Source organism: Streptomyces sp. NPDC094032, assembly GCF_040303965.1.
GTDB lineage: Bacteria > Actinomycetota > Actinomycetes > Streptomycetales > Streptomycetaceae > Streptomyces.
Genome location: NZ_JBEOUE010000001.1, coordinates 93,523 through 114,210 on the forward strand (window position 1 = coordinate 93,523; position 20,688 = coordinate 114,210).

A 20,688-nucleotide genomic window follows, 5' to 3' on the forward strand; every position below is an offset into this window, starting at 1 on the left:
ATCCCTACTCTCACCGCTCAATGGTTAGGAATATTTCCTAACCATTAGCGCTGATCGCGATCGAGCCACGCTCCGCCTCCTATTCGCGCACCACTCTCCTGAGGACGCCCGATGGCACAGGCACAGCCGCATCCCCCCACGCGACGCGAAAGACCGCGACGATGGCTCAGGCCCCTCACCGGGCTCGCCGTCGCCGCCACCACCCTGACCGGAATCACCGGCTTCACCGGACTCCCCGGCCTCGGCGGCCCGACCGCCGCCGCGGCCGCGAGCCCGCGGTCCGGTTCCGGCGTCGGCGTCACCGCCTCGATACCGGATCTGACCAGCGCCAACCGCCGCGCCCCGATCCCGGGGCTCCCCGACTGGAGCAAGGCCGGGTACCGGGGCGGTGCCCCGCTGCCGGGCGCCGCCGAGGCGAACCCCGACGCGGCCTGTCACATCACCGCCGCCGAACTCGCCTCGCAGTACGGCGTACGAGCGGACGGCAGCGATGCCACGACCGGCCTCCAGCAGGCCATCGACGCCATCAGGACGACCTGCACGCCCACCGCCGGATACACGAAGCTGTCCTCGATCACCCTGCCGGCCGGGCGCGTTCTCGTGACCCGCCAACTCGCCCTGGACGCCGACTACATGGTGCTCCGAGGGGCCGGCATGGGGCAGACCACGCTCGCCTTCCGCCCCGACGCGAACACCCGCTACGACACCCTCACCGCCGACGGCAGCGACTGGGACGAGGACGCCATGACGTCCGGCGCGGGCAAGGGCGGCTGGACGTGGCCCGGCCGCGGTCTGCTGCGGGTCCAGACCCGCGAGGTGGCCTCGAAGTACGCGAGCGACTACGCCGCCGCGCCCGCCAACCGCAAGGACCTCTTCGAAGGCAGCGTCAACCAGCACTGGGCGAGCGGTGTCGCCCTCCGCGAGGGCTCGGCCGTCGGCTCCACGCAGGTCAAACTCGCGACCGCCGCCGACATGTCACGCTTCAAGGTGGGCGGCTACCTCTGGGTCGGCGCCGCCAACACGGCGAAGTTCTACCAGCAGCAGACCGTCACGGACACGTCCAAGTACGTGAACCTGCATATGCGCCAGCAGATCTTCCAGATCGCCGCCGTCGACGCCACCGGCAAGAACCTCACCCTCGACAAGCCGCTCGAATACGACCTGCCGCTCAACTCCACCTCCGACGGCTCGGCCGCGATCGACGGCACCGTCTACCCGAGCCGCGTCACCCCCCTCAAGGTCGTCCAGGGCGTCGGCATCGAGGACCTCAGCATCACCCAGGAACTCGACGGCATGCCCAAACTGGGCGGCGGCACCTACAGCGTCACCCCCGACGACGCCAAGGCGAACTACGGCAACATCGCCCCCGAGTACGAGCAGCACGGCATCGTCCTCAAGTGGGCCGCGAACGTGTGGATCCGGCGGGTCGGGACCCGGATGACCGGCTCCCACGCGGTCGTCACCGAGAGCGCCAAGAACATCCAGGTCCAGGAGTCCTCCTTCGACGGCTCGTGGAACAAGGGCAAGGGCGGCAACGGCTACTTCCGCGGCTCCCGCGTCTGGGACTCGCTGTACGCCTACAACACCAGCCGCAACCTGCGCCACTTCACCTTCCAGTGGTCCGCGTCGGACAACGTCGCCATCGGCAACGACTTCGACAGCGACCTCAACCTCCACGGAGGCTGGGAGCGCCGCAACCTCTTCGAGAACAACAAGGCCGCGATCCCCTTCGAGCACGCCTCGAAGAACTGCCGGGCCAACTGCGGCGAAGAGGGCGGCGGCGGCCCCGACGACTCCACCTGGTGGCCCATCTGGTGGGGCGCGGGCCCCAAGGCCGTGAAGTGGTCCGGCGCCAGCGGCCCGCAGAACGTCTTCTACGGCAACGAGCTCAGCAAGCAGACCACGGCGGGCGGCGCCTACCAGCCGTACTACCCGGACCGCAGCCGCCTTTACCAGGTGGGCAGTTCGGCCGCCGACGCGTCGGCCTACCAGCACCTGGCCCAGAACGGCTCGCCCATCCTCGACTGGGCGGGCAAGGAGAACCTCGACTACGGCCAGTCCCCGAACGCGGGCGTGAACGCTTCACGTACGGACACGTCCGGCTCGCTCTTCCTGAAGTCCACCGGCTCGGACCCCGGCACCGGCGACACCGTGCCGCCGAGCGCCCCCGGCGGCCTGCGCTCCACCGCCACGACGGCGAACAGCGTCTCCCTGGCCTGGGACCCCGCCACCGACGACGTCGGCGTCACCGGCTACGACGTGTACCGGAACGGCACCCTCGTCGGGACCGCCACCGCCACCACGTACACCGACACGGGACTCACGCCCTCCACCTCGTACGCCTACACCGTCAAGGCCCGTGACGCCGCTGGGAACGTCTCCGCCGCCGGCAGCACGCTCACCGTGGCCACGCAGAGCGGCGGCGGCACCACCCCGGTGCTCATCTCCTCGGGCAAGCCGGCGACGGCCTCCTCGATCGAGGCCGCCGGATTCGAGGCCGGCCGGGCGGTCGACGGCAACACGGGCACCCGCTGGGCCAGCCTGGAGGGCGTCGACCCGCAGTGGATCCGCATCGACCTCGGCGCGAGCTACGACATCTCGCGGGTGAAGCTCAACTGGGAGGCCGCGTACGGAAAGACGTACAAGATCCAGACCTCGAACGACGGCACGAACTGGACCGACGTCTCCACCACCTCCGCCGGTGACGGCGGCGTGGACGACCTGACCGTCTCCGGCACCGGGCGCTACATCCGGATGTACGGAACGGCGCGCGGCACCTCGTACGGCTACTCGCTCTGGGAGTTCGAGGTGTACGGGACGCCCTCGGGCGGTGGCGGCGGTGACACGACGCCGCCGAGCGTGCCGACCGGGCTGCGCGCGACCGGGAGCACGGCGAACAGCGTCTCGCTCGCGTGGAACGCGGCCACCGACAATGTGGGCGTGACCGGCTACGACGTGTACCGGGACGGCGCCCTCGTCGGTACCGCGACCTCGACCTCGTACACCGACGCGGGCCTGACCGCCTCCACCCCGTACAGCTACACCGTCAAGGCCCGCGACGCGGCGGGGAACGTCTCGGCCGCCGGCGGGGCGCTCTCCGTCACCACTCCGGCGGGCGGCGGGAGCGGCCCCGCCGTGCCGTTCGGCAGTCACACCCGACCGTACGCCGCCGGGACGCTGAAGCCGAGTGGCGCGCAGGCCACGCTCGACCAGAAGACGGTGGACTACTACACGAAGTGGAAGGCGGCCTTCGTCCGGCAGAACTGCGGCAACGGCTGGTACCAGGTCATCTCCCCGGACGCCGACCATCCGTACGTCGCGGAGGCGCAGGGGTACGGGATGGTCATCGCCGCCACGATGGCGGGCGCCGATCCGGACGCGAAGAAGATCTTCGACGGACTGACGAAGTGGATGATCGACCACCCGTCCTCCATCAATCCCGATCTGCTCGCCGCCGAACAGGACGTCGCGTGCAAGAGCGTCAACGGCACGGACGGGGCGACGGACGGTGACATGGATGTCGCCTACGGGCTGCTGCTCGCGGACAAGCAGTGGGGCAGCGCGGGCACGTACGACTACAAGGCGCTGGCCCTGAAGCACATCGCCGCGATCAAGAAGGACGAGCTCAATCCGACCACCAAGCTGCTGAAGCTGGGGGACTGGAGCAGTTCGGGGGACCAGTACTACTACATCTCCCGGACCTCGGACTGGATGATCGACCACTTCCGCGCCTTCCGCACGGCGAGCGGCGACTCCACCTGGGACGCCGTCCGCACGGCCCACCAGAACCAGATCACCAGCCTCCAGAGCTCGTACGCGCCGAACACGGGTCTGCTGCCGGACTTCGTCGTCAACACCAACACCACGCCGAAGCCCGCGCCCGGCCAGGTCCTGGAGGACCCGAACGACGGGGCCTACTGGTGGAACGCGTGCCGGACTCCGTGGCGGATCGCGGACGACGCGGTGACCAGCGGCGACGCCGCCTCCCTCGCCTCCGCGCGCAAGCTGAACAGCTGGATCAAGACCAAGACCGGCGGCGACCCGAACAAGATCGGTATCGGCTACAAGCTGGACGGGACGCAGATCTCCTCGGGCAGCGAGGCGGCCTTCTTCGCCCCGTTCACGCTCGCGGCGATGACCGACCCCGGCAGCCAGGCCTGGCTCGACGCCCTGTGGAACAAGATGCTGGCCACGCCGATCGACACCAGCAGCTACTACTCGGCGAGCATCCAGCTCCAGGTCATGATCACGGCCTCCGGCAACCACTGGGTCCCGTAGAAGGAGTCGTCATGCCACGAAGAGCACGAAGAGCACGAAGAGCACGAAGAGGAGCGGTCCTCCTCTTCCTCTCCGGCCTGTTGGCCGCACCCCTGACGGCCCTTCCGCAGGCACAGGCCGCCGATGCCCTGATCTCGCTGGGCAAGCCGACGACGGCCTCGTCACTGGAGACCGGCGCGTTCCCCGCCTCCGCGGCCGTGGACGGCGACAACGGGACCCGGTGGGCCAGCCTGGAGGGTGTGGATCCGCAATGGGTCCGGATCGACCTCGGAGCCCGTCACACCCTCTCGCGGGTGCGGCTCGCCTGGGAGGCCGCGTACGCCAGGTCGTACCGGATCCAGACCTCGGACGACGGCGCCACCTGGACCGACGTCTTCGCCACCTCCGCCGGCGACGGCGCCGTGGACGATCTGACGGTGTCGGGGGCGGGGCGCTACTTCCGGATGTACGGAACGGCGCGCGGCACCTCGTACGGCTACTCCCTCTGGGAGTTCGAGGTGTACGGCTCCGCCGTCCCGGGCGGCGACACGACGCCGCCGGGCGCGCCGACCGGGCTGCGCGCGACCGGGACCACCGCGAGCAGCGTCTCGCTCGCGTGGGACGCGGCCACGGACGACGTCGGGGTGACCGGCTACGACGTCTACCGGAACGGCACCCTCGTCGGGAGCGCCACCTCGACGGCGTACACCGACACGGGTCTCGCGGCCTCGACCGCGTACGGCTACACGGTGAAGGCGCGGGACGCGGCGGGCAACGTGTCGCCCGTGAGCGGGACGCTGAGCGTGAGCACCACGGGCGGCTCGGGCGGGACCGTGGTCGACGTGGCGACGGCGGCGCAGTTGCGGAGCGCGCTGGCGGCCGCCCAGCCGGGGCAGACCATCCGGCTGGCCGCGGGCGAGTACCGGGGGGCGTTCGTGACGCAGCGACCGGGTACGGCGGCGGCGCCGATCACCCTCACCGGTCCCGCGAACGCCGTGCTGGTCAACGACGGGCCCTCCGGCACCGCGCCGTCCTGCCCCGTGCCGGGCGGCGGCTGGGACTCCGGGTACGGGCTGTGGCTGTACGGCGCCCCATACTGGAAGCTCAGCGGTTTCACGGTCAAGGACTCCAAGAAGGGCGTCGTCCTCGACGCCTCGCCCCATGTGACCATCGACGGTCTGTCCGTCCACCACGTCGAGGACGAGGCCGTGCACTTCCGGCGGTCCTCCTCGGACGGCGTCCTGCGGAACTCCACCCTCTCGGACACGGGCCTCGTCCAGCCCGGGTACGGCGAGGCCGTCTACATCGGCTCCGCCGGCTCCAACTGGGGCTGCCACGGCAACACCGGCGGCGTCGACCGCTCGGACCGGGTCCAGATCCTCAACAACCGGATCGGCCCGAACGTCGCGGCCGAGCACATCGACATCAAGGAGGGCACGTCCGGCGGGGTGATCCGGGGCAACACCTTCGACGGCAGGGGCATCAGCGGCCAGAACTCCGCCGACTCGTGGGTCGACGCCAAGGGCACCGACTACCTGATCGAGAACAACACCGGCACCTTCGCGCCACCCGGCACCTTTGCCAACGGCTACGAGACCCACAACCCCTCGACCACCCCGTCCTTCGCCAACGGCTGCGGCAACGTCTGGCGGGGCAACACGTCCGACCTCGGAGGCGTCGGAGCGTACGCCATCAAGATCACCTCGACGTCGAAGTGCACGGCGGACCCGAACATCGTGTACGCGGGGAACACCGTGACCAACGCGGTGTCGGGGCTGACGAACGTGCCTCTCACTCCCTGAGGGCCGGCGGGGGGTCCGGGGCTTTCCCGCCCCGGGCCTCTCCCGTCCCGGGCCCCTCCTCGGCGGGGCTCTTCCCCGTCAGGGCTCCTCGGCCAGCGCCGCCGCCAGTTGGGGCCGGCCCCGGATGCCCAGCTTGCGGTAGACCTGGGTGAGGTGCGTCTCGACCGTGCGCCGCGCCAGGTGCAGGCCGGTCGCGATCTCCGCGTTGCTGCGCCCGGCCGCCGCCAGAACCGCCACATGGCGCTCGCTCGCGGTGAGCGCCGTCGGTCCCGTGTGTCCGGTACGGGTCGACCGCGCGCCGACCGCCCGCAGGGCGGAGCCCACGAGTCCCCGCAGCCGGACCGTGTCAAGCCGCTCGGCGAGGGCGGCGGCCTCGCGCAGGACGGTACGCGCCCGCTGGGCCTGGCCGGCGGAGGCCAGCGCGAGGCCGTGCGCCAGCAGGCTCGCGGCGAGCTCGGGACCGGCGGCCGGATCGTACCGATGCAGCGTCACGGCCCGGTCCAGCAGGTCGAGTCCGTGGCGGCCGCCGGTGGCGGAGCCGACGCCGCGCAGCGCGCGGCCCACCACCCGCCGGGTTCCCCAGATCTCCGCGAACCGCAGCTCCTCCTGGGCGAGCGCCAACGCCTCGCCGGTGCGGCCGAGTTCCAGCAGGCAAGGCACCGCCGCCGAGCGCCACGGCGTGACCACGGGGCTGACGGTGTTGTGCAGGCGCTGGCCCTCGCCGCACGCGAGGAAGTCCCGCACGGCTCCCTCCGGATCGCCCTGGGCCGCGAGGAGGAGCCCCTCGGCGTAACGGAACTCGTTCCACTCCCAGGACTCGTTGACCCCGAGGGACCTGATCGACCCGGCGAGCCGCGCCGCCTCGGGCAGCCGGTCCAGCGCGACGAGGGCGATCACCCCCTGGGCCCGCACGTGCGTGTTCCCACTGCCCGCGTCCGGGCCGCTGACCAGCTCGGCGACCTCCGCGTACCGGCCCCGCATCACCGCCGTCTCGGCGCGCACGCTCGCCAGGGAGTGCTGCGCCGGGTGGAGCGGATGGTCCAGGCAGAGCGCCGAGCCCCGGTCCACCAGCTCCTCCGCGAGGGCCACGTCGTCCGCCCACTGGGCGAGCGTCGCCAACGAGGCCATCAGATACGGCTGGACGGCCGGGTCCACCTGCGTCGCGAGCAGCGTGCGCACCCGCTCCATGGCCTCGTCGGCGGAGATCGTCCCCCGGACCGTCTGATGCTCGGTGAGCAGCGAGTGCGCCATCGGGTCGTTGTCCACCGGCGCACGCCGGGCACGCCGGGTGACCTCCGGGAGCATGCCGTTCCAACTGGCCTGGGCATGGCTCGCGATGAGCGCGGTGGCGGCCTGCACGGAGTGGACGAGGTCGCTCAGCTCCTCGCGGTCGTCGAACGCCTCGGCGAGCCGGCGGAGCACCTCCAGAGCGGCCGGCACCTCACCGTGGGCGGCGAGCGCCGTGCCCAGCGCGTTGGCGACCCGTACGCGGTCGTGCGCGCCGTCCTGGAGCCGCAGCGCCTCCGTCAGATGCCGGACCGCGGTCGTCGGGTCGGTCCGCACCTCGACGCAGCCGAGTTGGGTGAGCACCTGGCCGAGCCGGTGGGAGGTCAGGGGTTCGGCGAGGGCCCGGCGGAGCAGCGCGGCGGCCTCGGGCCACGCTCCGGCGGCGGTCGCGGCCCGGGAGGCGGCGACCAGGGCGTCGACCGCCCACTCGGCGCCGACCACGGGGGCGTCCAGGAGGTGCCGGGCGACGGCCCCGACGGGTGCGCCGTCCCGGAACATCAGCTCCGCCGCCCGAAGCCGGAGCTCGCGCCGCGCGGTCCGGGTCCACCCGGCGAGGACCGCCTCCTGGAGGAGGGGGTGCGCGAACCGGGCCGGGCGTGCGCCGGGGCGTTCCGAGGCGTCGGGCGCCGCCACCATCCCGAGCCGGCGCAGCTGGTCGAGCCGGTCGGCCACCCGGTCCGGGTCCTCGTCGTGGAGCGCGGCCAGCAGTGCGGGGGTGGCGTCGCCCGGGTCGAGCGCCGCCACGGTCCTGGCCAGCGCGGCCGTGCCGGTCCCGGCCCCGTCCAGCCGGTGCCCGACGGCCTCGGCGAGCGCGACCGGGCGCGGCCCCGCCGCCCAGCCGGAACCGCCGTGGTCCAGTGCGTGCAGGTCGTCCAGCAGGGCGTGCAGGAGCAGGGGGTTTCCACAGCCGGCCGCGGCCCAGCCACCCGCCAGGTGGCCGGGAGCCGCGTCACCGAGCCGGTCGTGGAACAGCTCGGCCACCGCCCGCGCCCCCAGCGGCTCCAGCGTCAGCGCGGTCACGAGCTCCGTGGGGAACGCTCGTCGAACGCCCGCACCCGTGGCGTCCCCCTCGGAGGAGGACCGCTCGGTCAGTACGAGCAGGAGGGGCCGGTGGTCGAGCCTGCGGCCGAGCCGGGCGAGCCAGGCCAGCGACTCGGCGTCGGCGAACTGGACGTCGTCCACGGCCAGGAGCAGGGGACCGGCGGACAGCGCGTCGGCGAGCAGCGCTTCGGCGAGCAGCGCTTCGGACACGGCCTCGGCACCGGGCGCGCCGGGGCCCGGCCCGAGGCGCGCGTCGCGGACCGCCACGTCCAGCAGCTGACGTACGACTCCGAAGGGAGTACGGGACTCCTCGGCGGCACACCGGGCGTAACCGACCGGCGTTCCGCCGCCGCGCGCCTCCTCGGCCACGGCCCGGAGGAACGCGCTGCGCCCCATGCCGCCGACGCCCCGGACGAGCAGCACCCCTCCGGCGCCGGCCACGGCACGGGCGACCAACTCATGGGCCCGGCGCAGGATCTCGGTACGGCCGCGCAAGGGGCTGTACGTCGTCGTCATGCTTGTGTCTTGTCCTTCCTCGGTCTCTTGTGGCGGGCGGCGGCGCGGTCGACGGGTGCGGCCACTGATCTCGTGGTGGACCACGATGGTCGGGACGGGCCGCACAGGACAAGGTGGAATCACGACGCCGGTGCGGTGAACTCCTCCCGACCGGCCGCTCTTCCGCAGGGCCTTCCGCCCGCACCGCCGCCACCCCAGGAGCTTCGTCTTGAACACCACCGGCCGCCTCGCCAAGCCGCTCGCCGTCCTCTCGCTCGCCGCCCTCGCGCTCACCGGCTGCGGCGACAAGGACAAGTCCGCCGCCCCGGCCGCTTCGTCCGCCGCCGCGACCACCTCCGCCGCGGCCGCTCCCTCGTCGGCCCCCGCCGCCGCCCCCACGAAGGCGGGCGCCACGAAGGCGGGCGCCACCGCTTCGTCGGGCACGTCGTCCGGCGACGCCAAGCCCGAGGGCGACGTCCCGCAGTGCACGACGAAGCAGCTCACCTTCACGGTCGAGAAGGTCGCCCAGCCGGCGGGCAACGCGCTGATCACCGCCACCAACACCGGTGCCACGTGCCGGGTCCCTTTCAGCGAGCCGGTGATCACCGCCGGCGGTGTCACGGCCAACCGGGTCGGCCCGGAGGGCGACGAGCCTGCCCTGGAGACCGGCACGAGCGCCTATGCCCGGGTGCTGCTCGCCCCCGGTAACGGCGCCACGCCCACCAAGGTCAGCAGCCTCACCATCGCCATGACGGCCGGCGAGAGCCCGGTGACCGTCAAGATCGGCGGCGGCTCCGCCCAGGTCACCGAGCCCCAGGTGACCGTCTTCTTCGGCTCGGGGGACGCGGCTCTCGCCTCCTGAGAGACGGTTCCGGGGGCGGGGGAGTGCGGCACGTTCACCGACGTAGCCTGCCATGCCCCCGGCGCCCCTCGACGCCCGACCGGGCAACGCACGCGTCACCGGAGCACCTCACCGCCCCCGTCCGGCCATGACCACCGTGCGCGAGGGCACCGCGACGAACAGCCCCACCGCGACGAGCAGCCCGCTCACCCACAGCGGCCCGAGCTCCCCGGCCGCCGTGGTCAGGGTGGTGGCGGCGACGAGCGGTCCGACGGCGGCGCCGATGTTGAGTGCCGCGGTCGCGTAGGACCCGGCCATGGTGGGGGCCCCGGCCGCCTCGTAGAGGATCCGCGTGATCAGGGTGCCGCCCACCGCGAACGACAGCGCACCCTGGACGCACACGAGAACGAGCAGCGCGACCGGCCGGTCCGCCAGCACCGCCGAGGCGGGCCAGCCGATGAGCAGGAGCGGGCCGCCGACGGCGAGGACCAGGCCGGGCCGCCGGTCGGACAGCCGTCCGGCGACGGTGACACCGAGAAACGAGCCGACGCCGAACAGCACCAGGGCGACGGAGATCCACAGCTCGCCCAGCCCGGCAGTGCCGGTCACGACCGGGGCGAGGAACGTGACACCGGCGAAGGTCGCCGCGTTCACCAGCGCGGCGAGCACCACGACCAGAATCAGCCGCCGCCCCTTGAGCAGGGCGAGCTCCGCGCGCAGCGCCCGCCCCTCAGATACGTCGTTCTGTTCCTGCCGCGGCCGGATTCCGGTAAGGACGCCGATGGCCGCGGGCAGGCAGAGCGCGGCGACGGCCCAGAACGTGGCCCGCCAGCCGAACTGGGCACCGAGCAGCGACCCCCCGGGGACACCGGCGACCATGGCCACCGTGGTGCCCGAGAGCAGCACGGCGAGCGCGCGCCCCTTCCGGTCCGGCGGGACCAGCGTGGCGGCGAGCGTCAGGGCGACCGCGAGGAACCCGGCGTTCGCGAGCGCCGCGACGACCCGGGCCGCGAACAGGACCGCGAAGTCGTCGGTGGCGGCGCCCAGGACGTGGGCCGCCAGGAACACGAGGACGAACCCGAGCAGGCTCGTCCGACCGGGCCGCCTGCGGGCGAGCGCGGCCATGAGCGGCGCACCGACGATCATGCCGATCGCGTACGCCGAGGTGAGCGTGGACGCCGTCCCGACGCTGACGCCGAGGTCCGAGGCGATGTCCGGCAGAAGGCCGGCGAGCATGAACTCCGAGGTACCCATGGCGAAGACCGCCAGGGCAAGCAGATACAGCGGAAAAGGCATCGAGTGGCTCCGGGTGAGGAGAGGAACGAGAGGGCCATCTCGTCACCGCGGCCAACCCCAAGGGCACGACAGACTGTGGACTCAGTGATTCAGGGGGCTGACGGCGTGACCGAAAGCCCCCACCCTGTCCGACTCAGGACTCGACATACCCCGCACGCTACCCGACCGCCACCGGCCGAGGCACCCCGGTTTCACGGTCCTGGAAATCCTGGGGAACGCTGCCTCGACTTGCTTCTCGTTGTAGGGTGTGGAAACAGCCCTTGACCTGCAAAAACGCAGGCAGGGAGCCTATTTCCAGGAGTGCTTCGATGATACGCACGATGTTCAAGTCCAAGATCCACCGCGCCACCGTCACCCAGGCCGACCTCCACTACGTCGGGTCCGTCACCGTCGATGCCGAGCTGATGGAGGCGGCCGATCTCCTGCCCGGTGAGCTGGTGCACATCGTCGACATCGACAACGGGGCACGGCTGGAGACGTACGTCATCGAGGGCGAGCGTGGTTCGGGTGTCATCGGGATCAATGGGGCCGCGGCCCATCTCGTGCACCCCGGGGACCTGGTCATCCTGATCAGTTACGCCCAGATGGCGGACGCCGAGGCGCGGGCTTTCGTGCCGCGGGTCGTGCACGTGGACGGTGGGAACCGCATCGTGGAGCTGGGAGCGGACGCCTCCGCGCCGGTCCCGGGGAGCGGTACGGTGCGTCCGCCGCACGCGGTGCCTGCTCAGGTCTGAGCGGGCCGCGAGCCCACGAGTCCACGAGGAGTGCAGCATGGCCGAGCCGACGATCCGCGACGACCGGGAGAAGGGGCGGCTTGAGGCGTTCGACGACGGTGAATACGCCGGTGTCGTCGTCTACTTCGTCCTGGACGCCGAGCCGCACGCCCTGGTCGCGGTGCACACCGTGGTCGAGGCGACCCACGAGGGGAAGGGCGTCGCCGGGGCGCTGGTCCGGGAGTTCTACCGGATCGCCGCCGCCGAGGGCGTCCCCGTCGTCCCGCTCTGCCCGTACACGGCGAAGTGGGCCGCGCGCCACCCCGAGGAGGCACCCTTGCCCCCGGCCGAGGTCACCCGGGCCGCCGAGCGGCAGCTCAAGGCCACGCCGGAGCTGTGGTGACCCACGGAACCGGCGGGCCGCTCGTCCTGCTGCACACCTCTCCGGTCCACGTCCCCGTCTTCGACGCGCTGCGGGACCGGCACCACCCCGGGCTCGGGCTGCGCCACCTCGTCCACGAGGGGCTGCTCGACCGGGCCAGGGCCGAGGGGCCCGAGGCCGTCGCGGACGAGGTCGGGGGCGTTCTGGCACGGGCCGTCGCCGAGGGGGCGGGTGCCGTGCTGTGCACCTGCTCCACCCTCGGCGCGGTCGCCGAGGCGCGGGCCGAGGAGCTCGGCGTCCCCGTGCTGCGGGTCGACCGGCCGATGGCCGCCGCGGCCATGCGCAGCGGGCGGCCCGTGGTGATCGTCGCGGCCCTGCCGTCCACCGTCCGGCCCACCCTGGACCTGCTCCGTGAGGAGTCCGCCGACACCGACGGGACCACGTTCGTCGGCTCCCTGCTGGTGCCGGAGGCGTGGGAGCGGTTCGAGGCCGGCGACCGGGACGGCTACCTCGACGCCGTCGCCGCCGCCGTGGACGGCATCGCCCCCGCCGAGGGAGCCGAGGCGCCCGTGGTCGTGCTGGCCCAGGCGTCGATGGCCGACGCCGCCGCGCGCGTACGCACGCCTCTGACCGTGCTGTCCAGCCCTGGTACGGGGCTCGCGGCCGCGGCCGAGGCGGCCGGGTACCGACCCGAATGAGCCGGTACCGACCCGAATGAACGGGCTCCGCGCGCGGGCGCGGGCGGGCCGGGGCAACCTGGTGCCGACCCTGCCCCCGCGCACCGGAGTCCGCCGTGACCCAGCCCCCGTACCCCGATCCGCTGCCGCCGCCCGTCCCGCCGCCCATCCCTTCGCCGGTGCCCTCGCCCCCGCCCGTACCGCCGCCGAACCCGGTGCCCGAGCCCCGGCCCGACCCGGTCCCCGTGCCCGAGCCGGAGCCCCGGCCGCAGCCGGGTCCCGCCGGGCGGTGAGGGCGGAGGGACGGGCGGGGCGACGGACGAGGTGACGGAGCAGCCGGGGGAATCCGCCAGGGGCCTTGTCACGTACGGTTGCCCGCCCCTACCGTGGGCGACTGCCGATGCGTTCAAGGGGGGCCCATGGCCTTACGCGGGAGACACCGCCGGTACCAGCCGAGCCTCATCAACCGTGCCTCGCTCACCGTCACCGCGGGCGGCGCCGGAATGGCCCTGCCGCTGATCGGCGCGGGCACGGCACAGGCGGCCTCGCTCGACGTGTGGGAGAAGCTGGCCGCCTGCGAGTCCACCTCCAACTGGCAGATCAACACCGGCAACGGCTACTTCGGCGGGCTCCAGTTCAGCCAGTCCACCTGGGAGCGGTACGGCGGGACGCACTACGCGCCCCGCGCCGATCTGGCCTCCAGGGACCAGCAGATCGCCGTCGCCGAGCTCGTGCTCAAGGGGCAGGGGCCGGGCGCCTGGCCCGCCTGCGCGCCGGGCGCCGGGCTCGAACGGGGCGACGCCGCCCCCGGCATGGCGGCCCAGACGCAGCGCACGCGCCCGCTGACGGACACCGCCACGGCCGCCACGGCCGCCAGGACCGCGCTGCCCGCCCAGCGGAAGAAGCCCGCGGGCACTAGCCCCACCGCCGTGCCGAGCGTGCGCGAGATGTACACGGTCACGCCCGGCGACTCCCTCTCCGCCATCGCCCGCGACGAGCACGTCCGGGGCGGCTGGCAGCGGCTCTACGAGGCGAACCGGAAGGTCGTCGGCGACGACCCCGACCTCATCCACCCGGGCCAGCGGCTCACCCTCCGGATGGCCCCGCCCAAGGCGCCCCCGAAGGCCGACACCAAGCCCACGAGGCCCGCCAAGCCCGCCAGGCCCGCTAAGCCCACGACGCCCGCTCCCGAGGCGTCGAAGCCCGCCGCCAAGCCCCCGGCCCCCGCCACCAAACCCGCCACAAAACCCGCCACCCGGCCCGTCACGAGGCCGGTGGCCCGGCCCGTCACCACACCCGCGCCCAAGCCCCCGGCCGCCAGGCCCGTGCACAAGCCCGCGCCCAAGCCGGCCCACAAGCCCGCCGCCCGGCCCGCCCCCGAGGCCGACCGCTTCGCCGCGCCCGTCTCCGACACCGACATCGGCACCCGCTACCGCAAGTCGGGCTCCTCCTGGGCCAGCGGCTATCACACGGGCGTCGACTTCCCGGTCCCCACCGGCACCTCGGTCCGGGCCGTGGCGGCCGGGTCGGTGGTCTCCGCGGGGTGGGCCGGCTCGTACGGCTACCAGGTCGTCATCCGCCACGAGGACGGCCGCTACAGCCAGTACGCGCACCTGTCCGCGCTGAACGTCCGCGAGGGGCAGCGGGTCAACCCCGGCCAGCGCATCGCGCGGTCAGGATCGACCGGCAACAGTTCGGGACCGCACCTCCACTTCGAGATGCGCACGGGTCCCGGGTACGGGTCCGACATCGACCCCCTGGCCTACCTCCGCGCCCGGGGCGTGTCGATCTGATCGTGCTGATCGTGTCCCGTGGGACCTCGCCGGATCTGACACCGCCGGCGAGTCCTCGGCCCGGCCGAGCCGGTCGAGGGTGAGCTGGACCAGGCCGCCCGCCGCCACCGCGCCGCAGATCAGCGCGGCGACGGCGCCGGCCGTCCCGTAGCGGAACGATTCGCCGAACAGCGTCAGGCCCACCGTCGCCGCGATCACCGGATTGACCACGGTGACCGTGGCGAGCGGGGCCGCGAGCCCCGCGCCCCGGTACGAGGCCTGGGACAGCAGGAGTCCGGTCACGGCGAGCGCCGAGAGGGTCAGCAGGCTGGTCCACTCGGCCAGCGGCGCGCTCGCCGTCCACTCCTCGGCGACCGTCTTGGTGAAGACCGAGGCGATGCCGAAGGAGACCCCGGCCGCGGCGGCCAGGACCACGCTGCGCAGCACCGAGCGGCCCATCAGCTGGGCCAGCAGGAACAGCAGGGCCACCGCGCCGAAGGCCGTCGCCGTGAGCAGGTGGCGTTCACCGTCGGAGAGGGTCTGGGCCCCGGCGCCGCCGGTCAGGCTGAGCAGCCCGGCCAGGCCCACGGTCGCCATCACGGCGCCCCGCCAGGCCGTGCGGCCGGCCTTGCGGCCCACGAAGAGCGCCGCCATCGGCAGTGCGAACACGATGGTCAGGGCGCCGAGCGGCTGGACCAGGCTGAGCGGTCCATAGGCCAGCGCCGCCACGTGGAGGGTCGCGCCGACCCCGTTGAGCAGGACGGAGCCCCACCACGCGGGGGTGCGCAGCGGGGCGTAGCGCGGTCCGGTGGCGGAGGCCGCGACGCGCTCCTGCACGATCGCCGCGGCCGCGTAGGCGACCGCCGAGACCAGCGAGAGGAGCACGGACAGCATGAGGGGGCTCATACCTTCCACGATCTCTCTCCGAAGCGCTCCCGTCTTCGTACCTGGGGACGCGATCGGAGGTACCGCAGATGGAGTACGAGCCCCCCTCGTACACCCTGAGATGTACGCCTGTGCAGGTCAGACCTGGTGGAACGCGACCTTTCCGGTGTCCAGGTCGAAGCGGGCGCCGACGATCCGGGCCTCGGCGAAGGCCTTGTCCCGAGCCAGTCGGCGGGTGATCCGGTCCACATTGGCCCGCACCGTGTTCTCGACCCAGTCGCCGGGCAGGTGGCGGGTCGCGCGGGCGGCCGGGGCGAGCTCCTCGACGACACGCTCGATGTGACCTTCGACGGGGTGCCCGGTCCGTACGTGCTCGACGGCGGCCGCGGCCGCGCCGCAGCGCTCGTGGCCGAGGACCACGATCAGGCGCACGTGCAGCTCCTCCAGGGCGAACTGGACGGAGCCGAGCACCGCCTCGTCGAGGGCCTGGCCGGCCGAGCGCACGCCGATCAGGTCGCCGAGGCCCTGGTCGAAGACGAGCTCCGGGGGGACGCGGGAGTCTATGCAGCCGATGACGGTGGCGAAGGGCTGCTGGGAGACCGCGACGGCGGCTCGTCTGGCCGCGTCCTGGTGCGGATACTGCTGCCGGAGCGCGGCGTAGCGGGCGTTTCCGGCCCGGAGTTCGGCGAGCGCGGCGGTCGGGTCGAGCGGTCCCGCGGCCCGGCGCGGGGCGGGCACGGCGACCGCGGGTGCGGCGACGGCCGGTACGGCGGCGGTGCCGAGGGCGGCGAGCCCGAGGGCGAGGAGGCCGCGGCGGCCGGGGGTGGTGAGGGAGGAGGGGGATGTGGGGGGTGCTGTCGGCGTCATGGGAGGAGGGTCGCGGAAAGATCACTTCTTGACGAGCCCTTGAACTCTTCATGACTATTTCTTGACTAAAATTGACCGAACTTGATCGGCTTGGATTGCACCCCGATCGAATCGTGGGGCGCGTACGGCAGGATGCGGGCGTGGATCTTGACGACAGCGCACAGGTGGGCGGCTTCTTCGCGCTGCGCACCACCCCGCCCGCCGGCGCGGCACACCGCCCGCTCTCGCTCCTGTACGCGGGGGAGGGCGGCCCGCTCGCCGCGCGCGTCGACCGGGTCGCCGCCCGGCTCGGCGCCCCCGAACGCAGGGTCGGCGCCTCCGTCGCGCACCTCGGCCTGGCCGCCCGCCTGTGGTCCACCGCCCTCGGACCCGCCGCCCTGCACGGCCGCTTCCCCGACCTGACCCCCGCCACCCTGCACTGGGACGGCGCGCTCACCTCGCCCGACGACCTGTGGTGGTCCGGCACCGCGACCCGCCCGGCCGGTGTCGAGGAGCTGCGGGCCGCCGTCCAGGAGACCCACCTCGTCCCGCTGCACGCCGCCTTCGCCCGCGACGGGCGGATCTCCGAGCGGCTGCTGTGGGGCAACGCGGGCTCCGCGCTGGCCGGCGCGGAGCGCGAGCTGGTCCGCTGGGCCCGCGCCCACGGGCGCCCCGACGCCGCCGAGCGCGCCACCCTCCTCGTCCGGGGCCTCTTCGACCACCCCGATCTGGCCCGCACCGTACGGGGCCCGGCCCGGCGCCGTACCAGCTGCTGCCTGTACTACCGCTGCCCCTCCGGCGGCCTGTGTGGCGACTGTGTGTTCGACCACGCTCCCCGAACGGGTTTGGAGGCGCGGCCCCCCGCTCCGTAAAGTTGCGTCTTTGGAAGTACTGACGGAGTGCCCGCGGCGTACCCACGGAGTACTCACGGCGCGAGCGATCGAGGAACGACGAAGGCCATGACGGTGACTGAAGAGACCCAGGACCACGGGCCGGGCATCGACCCCGAGCGCCTGGCCGTCTGCCTGAGCGTGCTGGACGAGCTGGACACGATCGATGTCGACCACCCGGACGCCATCACCGTGCGCCGGGCGACCGCCGGGATCTACCGGACCGTGAAGCAGCGCCGCCGCCAGGAGCGCCGGGCCTCCAAGACCGCCCACGACAAGGCCGTCACCGAGGCCACCGCGACGGGCTCCGCGCAGCGCATCGACGACGAGACCGAGGGCATCCTGCCCAGCTCCGTCACCGAGGCCGGCAAGATCGCCGGTATACTCCAGCGCCCGCGCTCCTGCTACACCTGCAAGACGCGCTACGTCGAGGTCGACTACTTCTACCACCAGCTCTGCCAGGAGTGCGCCGCCCTCAACCGGGGCCGCCGCGACGCCCGCACCGACCTCACCGGCAAGCGCGCGCTGCTCACCGGCGGCCGCGCCAAGATCGGCATGTACATCGCGCTGCGGCTGCTGCGCGACGGCGCCCACACCACCATCACCACCCGCTTCCCCAAGGACGCCATCCGCCGCTTCAAGGCGATGGAGGACTCGGCGGAGTGGATGCACCGCCTGGAGGTCGTCGGCATCGACCTGCGCGACCCGGCCCAGGCCGTCGCCCTGGCCGACCAGGTCGCCGAGGCCGGACCGCTCGACATCCTGGTCAACAACGCCACGCAGACCGTGCGCCGGCTGGCCTCCGCGTACGCCGCCCTGGTCGACGGCGAGAACGCGCCGCTGCCCGCGGGCGAGCTCCCCGCCCACCACGTCATCGGCGCCTTCGGCTCCGGCGCGGTCGGCGAGCTCGGCTCCGGGGCCGCGCTGCCCGTGGGCGTGAGCGGGCTCGACGCCCAGCAGGTCGCCGACCTCGCGCTCGTCGCGGGCAACGCGAGCGTCGCCAAGCACCTCGACGGCACCGCCATCGACGCGGGCGGCCTGGTGCCGGACGTCGTCGAGTCCAACACCTGGGTGCAGTCCATCGAGCAGATCTCGCCGGTGGAGCTCCTGGAGACGCAGCTGTGCAACTACACGGCGCCGTTCATCCTGATCAGCAAGTTGCGCGGGTCCATGGCCGAGGCCGCCGCCAAGGCGTCCAGCGGGCGCTCGTACGTCGTGAACGTCTCCGCCATGGAGGGCGTCTTCAGCCGCGGCTACAAGGGAGCGGGTCACCCCAACACCAACGCGGCGAAGGCCGCGATGAACATGGTGACGCGCACCAGCGCCCAGGAGATGTTCGAGTCCGACCGGATCCTCATGACCTCGGTCGACACCGGCTGGATCACCGACGAGCGTCCCCACTTCGACAAGCTGCGGCTCGCCGAGGCCGGCTTCCACGCCCCGCTCGACCTGGTCGACGGCGCCGCCCGCGTCTACGACCCGATCGTGCGCGGCGAGCTGGGCGAGGACCTCTACGGAGTCTTCATGAAGGATTACGCGCCCGGTAACTGGTAGTTCATCCGCTACCGCCCGAAATGCCCGTCACCCGTTCGCGTCACACTTTGGCGCCCCATAGAGCACTGGCGCGCTCATCTGGTTAATCTGATGTCCACGGTCGGCCACCGGGGTTTCACCGAACCCTCACGGCCGGCCTGGGGACAGGCCTGCCACCAAGGCCGCGGTCCCGCCCGAACAACGGCGCCACCGCGACCGACGGTCCCTGTCCCCATTGGTACGCGACACAAAGGAGTGCGCGGTGACACCAGAACTGACCCAGCAGGAGCAGCGCCCGGCCGAACCGACCGAGCGCAAGCGCCGGTCCGGAGAGCTCGGCAGCCTTGAGGTGTGGGCCCGTTCGGCCCCGATCCGCCTCGCCGGCTACGAGGAGGACCTCGCCGAGCCGCACATCCTGCCCGGCATCGACTGAGTCGTACGGCAGCGTTACGGCTGCCCCACGGCAGCCCGCCCGTGCCCCGGCCGCCCCACGCGCCCGGGGCACGCGCATGCCCGACGGCCGCCCCCGCCTCAGCGGCGCTCCCGGACCGTCTCCCGCAGCCGGACCGGCGGCAGGTACTCCCGCAGCAGCCTCCGGTGCCACCACGCCCCGGTCGCCCGCAGCTCCTGCCAGGTCGTGTACCGGTAGCGGTAGAGCCGGGCGCGCACATGCGTGGGCGGCGCGTCGGGGAACGGGTTGTGGCGCAGCAGCCGCAGGGTGTCCCGGTCCCCGGCGAGCAGCCGTTCGACGAACGGCCCGAACCAGTCGCGGGCATAGCCCGGGGAGAGCGCCGCGAACCACATCAGCCAGTCGAGCCGCAGATGGTACGGGGCGAACTGGCGCGGCAGCCGGCGCGGATCGCCCGGCTTGCCCTTGAAGCCGTACTCCCGCCAGACCGTGCCCGGGTGCGGCCGGGGGTCGTCGGTGCCCTCGATCACGATCTCGTCGCGGATCCGTCCGACCGTGCCGAACGCGCCGTACGTGTTGACCAGGTGGAACGCGTCGAAGGAGCGGTTCATCGCCTGTCGCCGGGAGAGCAGGTTGCGCACCGGGTGGCGGCTGAGCGCGAGGACCAGGGCGGTGGCGGCGCAGACGACGGCCACGTACCAGAGCGGAGGGTCCGGGCTCGGACGGGCGCCGGTGACGAGCGAGCCGTCCATCGCGGAGAGGGCGAGGACGATGGTCAGCCAGTTCAGCCAGGCGAAGTTGCCGGAGAGCACCAGCCACAGCTGGGTCGCCACCATCAGGCCCGCCGCGACCGTCGCGACCGGCTGCGGGGTGAACAGCAGCACCGGGACGCCCAGCTGGACGACGTGGTTGGCGGCGCACTCCACCTTGTGCAGCGGCCTCGGCAGATGGTGGAAGAACCAGCTCAGCGGTCCGGGCATCGGCTGGGTCTCGTGGTGGTGGTAGAGGCAGGTGAGGTCGCGCCAGCAGCGGTCGCCGCGCATCTTGATGAGCCCGGCGCCGAACTCCACCCGGAACAGCAGCCAGCGCAGCAGGAACAGCACGAGCACGGGCGGCCCGGTGTCGTCGTTGCCGAGCAGGACGGCGAGGAAACCGGTCTCCAGGAGCAGCGACTCCCAGCCGAAGGAGTACCAGGTCTGCCCGACGTTCACGATCGACAGATAGAGCCCCCACAGCAGCAGCCACAGCGCCATCGAGACGGCCAGCGGCACCAGGTCACCCGCGCCCGCCGCCATCGCGAGCGCCAGGGCCGCGCCGCCCCAGGCCACCGAGGCGAACAGGCGGTCGGAGTAGCGCCACTGGAAGAGGCTGGGCGCGCGGCGCGCCGGGACCCGGCGCACGTACTCCGGCACGGGGAGCATCCCGCGCTCCCCGATCAGGGCCCGGAACTGGAGCGCCGCCGAGAGGAACGCGACGACGTACAGCCCGGCGAGCCCCCGCTGGAAGACGATCCGGCTCAGCCAGTAGTCGGGTGCGGTGAACCACTCCATCGCGTCCGGTGC

At 73.0% G+C, this 20,688-nt stretch carries 16 protein-coding genes; 11 read left to right on the forward strand and 5 right to left on the reverse strand.

Annotated features, from left to right (window positions below):
* Nucleotides 1-111 precede the first annotated feature (111 nt).
* Complete coding sequence (locus ABTZ54_RS00270) at nucleotides 112-4,278, forward strand: glycosyl hydrolase family 8 (RefSeq protein WP_351654743.1); 4,167 nt, start codon at nucleotides 112-114, stop codon at nucleotides 4,276-4,278.
* A gap of 11 nt (nucleotides 4,279-4,289) precedes the next feature.
* Nucleotides 4,290-6,059 carry a discoidin domain-containing protein gene (locus tag ABTZ54_RS00275; protein WP_351654746.1) on the forward strand — a complete coding sequence of 590 codons (1,770 nt, stop codon included), beginning with the start codon at nucleotides 4,290-4,292 and terminating at the stop codon, nucleotides 6,057-6,059.
* A 78-nt stretch (nucleotides 6,060-6,137) separates the two neighbouring features.
* Here ABTZ54_RS00275 and ABTZ54_RS00280 read toward each other — a convergent pair whose 3' ends face one another.
* Nucleotides 6,138-8,903, reverse strand: coding sequence for an AAA family ATPase (locus tag ABTZ54_RS00280; protein WP_351654749.1), 2,766 nt, complete (start codon nucleotides 8,901-8,903; stop codon nucleotides 6,138-6,140).
* Nucleotides 8,904-9,111: 208 nt separating this feature from the next.
* On the opposite strand from ABTZ54_RS00280, the gene ABTZ54_RS00285 reads away from it, so the two are divergent.
* A complete protein-coding gene (locus ABTZ54_RS00285; RefSeq protein WP_351654752.1) occupies nucleotides 9,112-9,744 on the forward strand; it encodes a DUF4232 domain-containing protein in 633 nt (210 codons plus the stop codon).
* 108 nt (nucleotides 9,745-9,852) lie between these two features.
* On the opposite strand, the gene ABTZ54_RS00290 is transcribed toward ABTZ54_RS00285, so the two are convergent.
* Entirely contained in the window at nucleotides 9,853-11,019 is a 1,167-nt protein-coding gene (locus ABTZ54_RS00290; protein ID WP_351654755.1) for a Cmx/CmrA family chloramphenicol efflux MFS transporter, read from the reverse strand.
* Nucleotides 11,020-11,327: 308 nt separating this feature from the next.
* Between ABTZ54_RS00290 and panD the strand changes: the two genes are divergently transcribed.
* The 5 genes from panD to ABTZ54_RS00315 all read left to right on the forward strand — a co-directional run bounded on the left by panD (nucleotide 11,328) and on the right by ABTZ54_RS00315 (nucleotide 14,584).
* A complete protein-coding gene (gene panD / locus ABTZ54_RS00295; RefSeq protein WP_351654758.1) occupies nucleotides 11,328-11,753 on the forward strand; it encodes an aspartate 1-decarboxylase in 426 nt (141 codons plus the stop codon).
* A complete protein-coding gene (locus ABTZ54_RS00300) occupies nucleotides 11,740-12,135 on the forward strand; it encodes a GNAT family N-acetyltransferase (RefSeq protein WP_351656363.1) in 396 nt (131 codons plus the stop codon). The genes panD and ABTZ54_RS00300 overlap by 14 nt, the downstream gene beginning before the upstream one ends.
* Nucleotides 12,132-12,812, forward strand: coding sequence for an aspartate/glutamate racemase family protein (locus tag ABTZ54_RS00305; protein ID WP_351654761.1), 681 nt, complete (start codon nucleotides 12,132-12,134; stop codon nucleotides 12,810-12,812). Before ABTZ54_RS00300 ends, ABTZ54_RS00305 begins: the two co-directional genes overlap by 4 nt.
* 95 nt (nucleotides 12,813-12,907) lie before the next feature.
* A complete protein-coding gene (locus ABTZ54_RS00310; RefSeq protein WP_351654764.1) occupies nucleotides 12,908-13,084 on the forward strand; it encodes a hypothetical protein in 177 nt (58 codons plus the stop codon).
* 126 nt (nucleotides 13,085-13,210) lie between these two features.
* Nucleotides 13,211-14,584: a transglycosylase family protein gene (locus ABTZ54_RS00315; RefSeq protein WP_351654767.1), complete on the forward strand. Its 1,374-nt coding sequence runs from the start codon at nucleotides 13,211-13,213 to the stop codon at nucleotides 14,582-14,584.
* On the opposite strand, the gene ABTZ54_RS00320 is transcribed toward ABTZ54_RS00315, so the two are convergent.
* Together ABTZ54_RS00320 and ABTZ54_RS00325 are read right to left on the reverse strand one after the other, a co-directional pair.
* Entirely contained in the window at nucleotides 14,465-15,469 is a 1,005-nt protein-coding gene (locus tag ABTZ54_RS00320; protein ID WP_351654770.1) for a DMT family transporter, read from the reverse strand. The genes ABTZ54_RS00315 and ABTZ54_RS00320 overlap by 120 nt on opposite strands.
* Before the next feature lie 117 nt (nucleotides 15,470-15,586).
* Nucleotides 15,587-16,315, reverse strand: a complete 729-nt coding sequence (locus tag ABTZ54_RS00325) for a carbonic anhydrase (protein WP_351654773.1) — start codon at nucleotides 16,313-16,315, stop codon at nucleotides 15,587-15,589.
* Nucleotides 16,316-16,455: 140 nt separating this feature from the next.
* Here ABTZ54_RS00325 and ABTZ54_RS00330 point away from each other — a divergent pair, with 140 nt between their 5' ends.
* From ABTZ54_RS00330 to ABTZ54_RS00340, 3 genes are all read left to right on the forward strand, one after another.
* Nucleotides 16,456-17,166: an IucA/IucC family C-terminal-domain containing protein gene (locus ABTZ54_RS00330; RefSeq protein ID WP_351654777.1), complete on the forward strand. Its 711-nt coding sequence runs from the start codon at nucleotides 16,456-16,458 to the stop codon at nucleotides 17,164-17,166.
* Nucleotides 17,167-17,253: 87 nt separating this feature from the next.
* Nucleotides 17,254-18,738 (forward strand): SDR family NAD(P)-dependent oxidoreductase, encoded by a 1,485-nt coding sequence (locus ABTZ54_RS00335; protein ID WP_351654780.1) that lies wholly within the window; start codon nucleotides 17,254-17,256, stop codon nucleotides 18,736-18,738.
* 241 nt (nucleotides 18,739-18,979) lie between these two features.
* The gene (locus ABTZ54_RS00340; RefSeq protein ID WP_351654783.1) at nucleotides 18,980-19,150 is read left to right on the forward strand and encodes a hypothetical protein; all 171 of its coding nucleotides are present in this window, start codon (nucleotides 18,980-18,982) and stop codon (nucleotides 19,148-19,150) included.
* A gap of 98 nt (nucleotides 19,151-19,248) precedes the next feature.
* Here the strand turns inward: ABTZ54_RS00340 and ABTZ54_RS00345 are convergent, their stop codons facing one another.
* The gene (locus ABTZ54_RS00345) at nucleotides 19,249-20,676 is read right to left on the reverse strand and encodes a lipase maturation factor family protein (protein WP_351654786.1); all 1,428 of its coding nucleotides are present in this window, start codon (nucleotides 20,674-20,676) and stop codon (nucleotides 19,249-19,251) included.
* Between the last annotated feature and the right edge of the window lie 12 nt (nucleotides 20,677-20,688).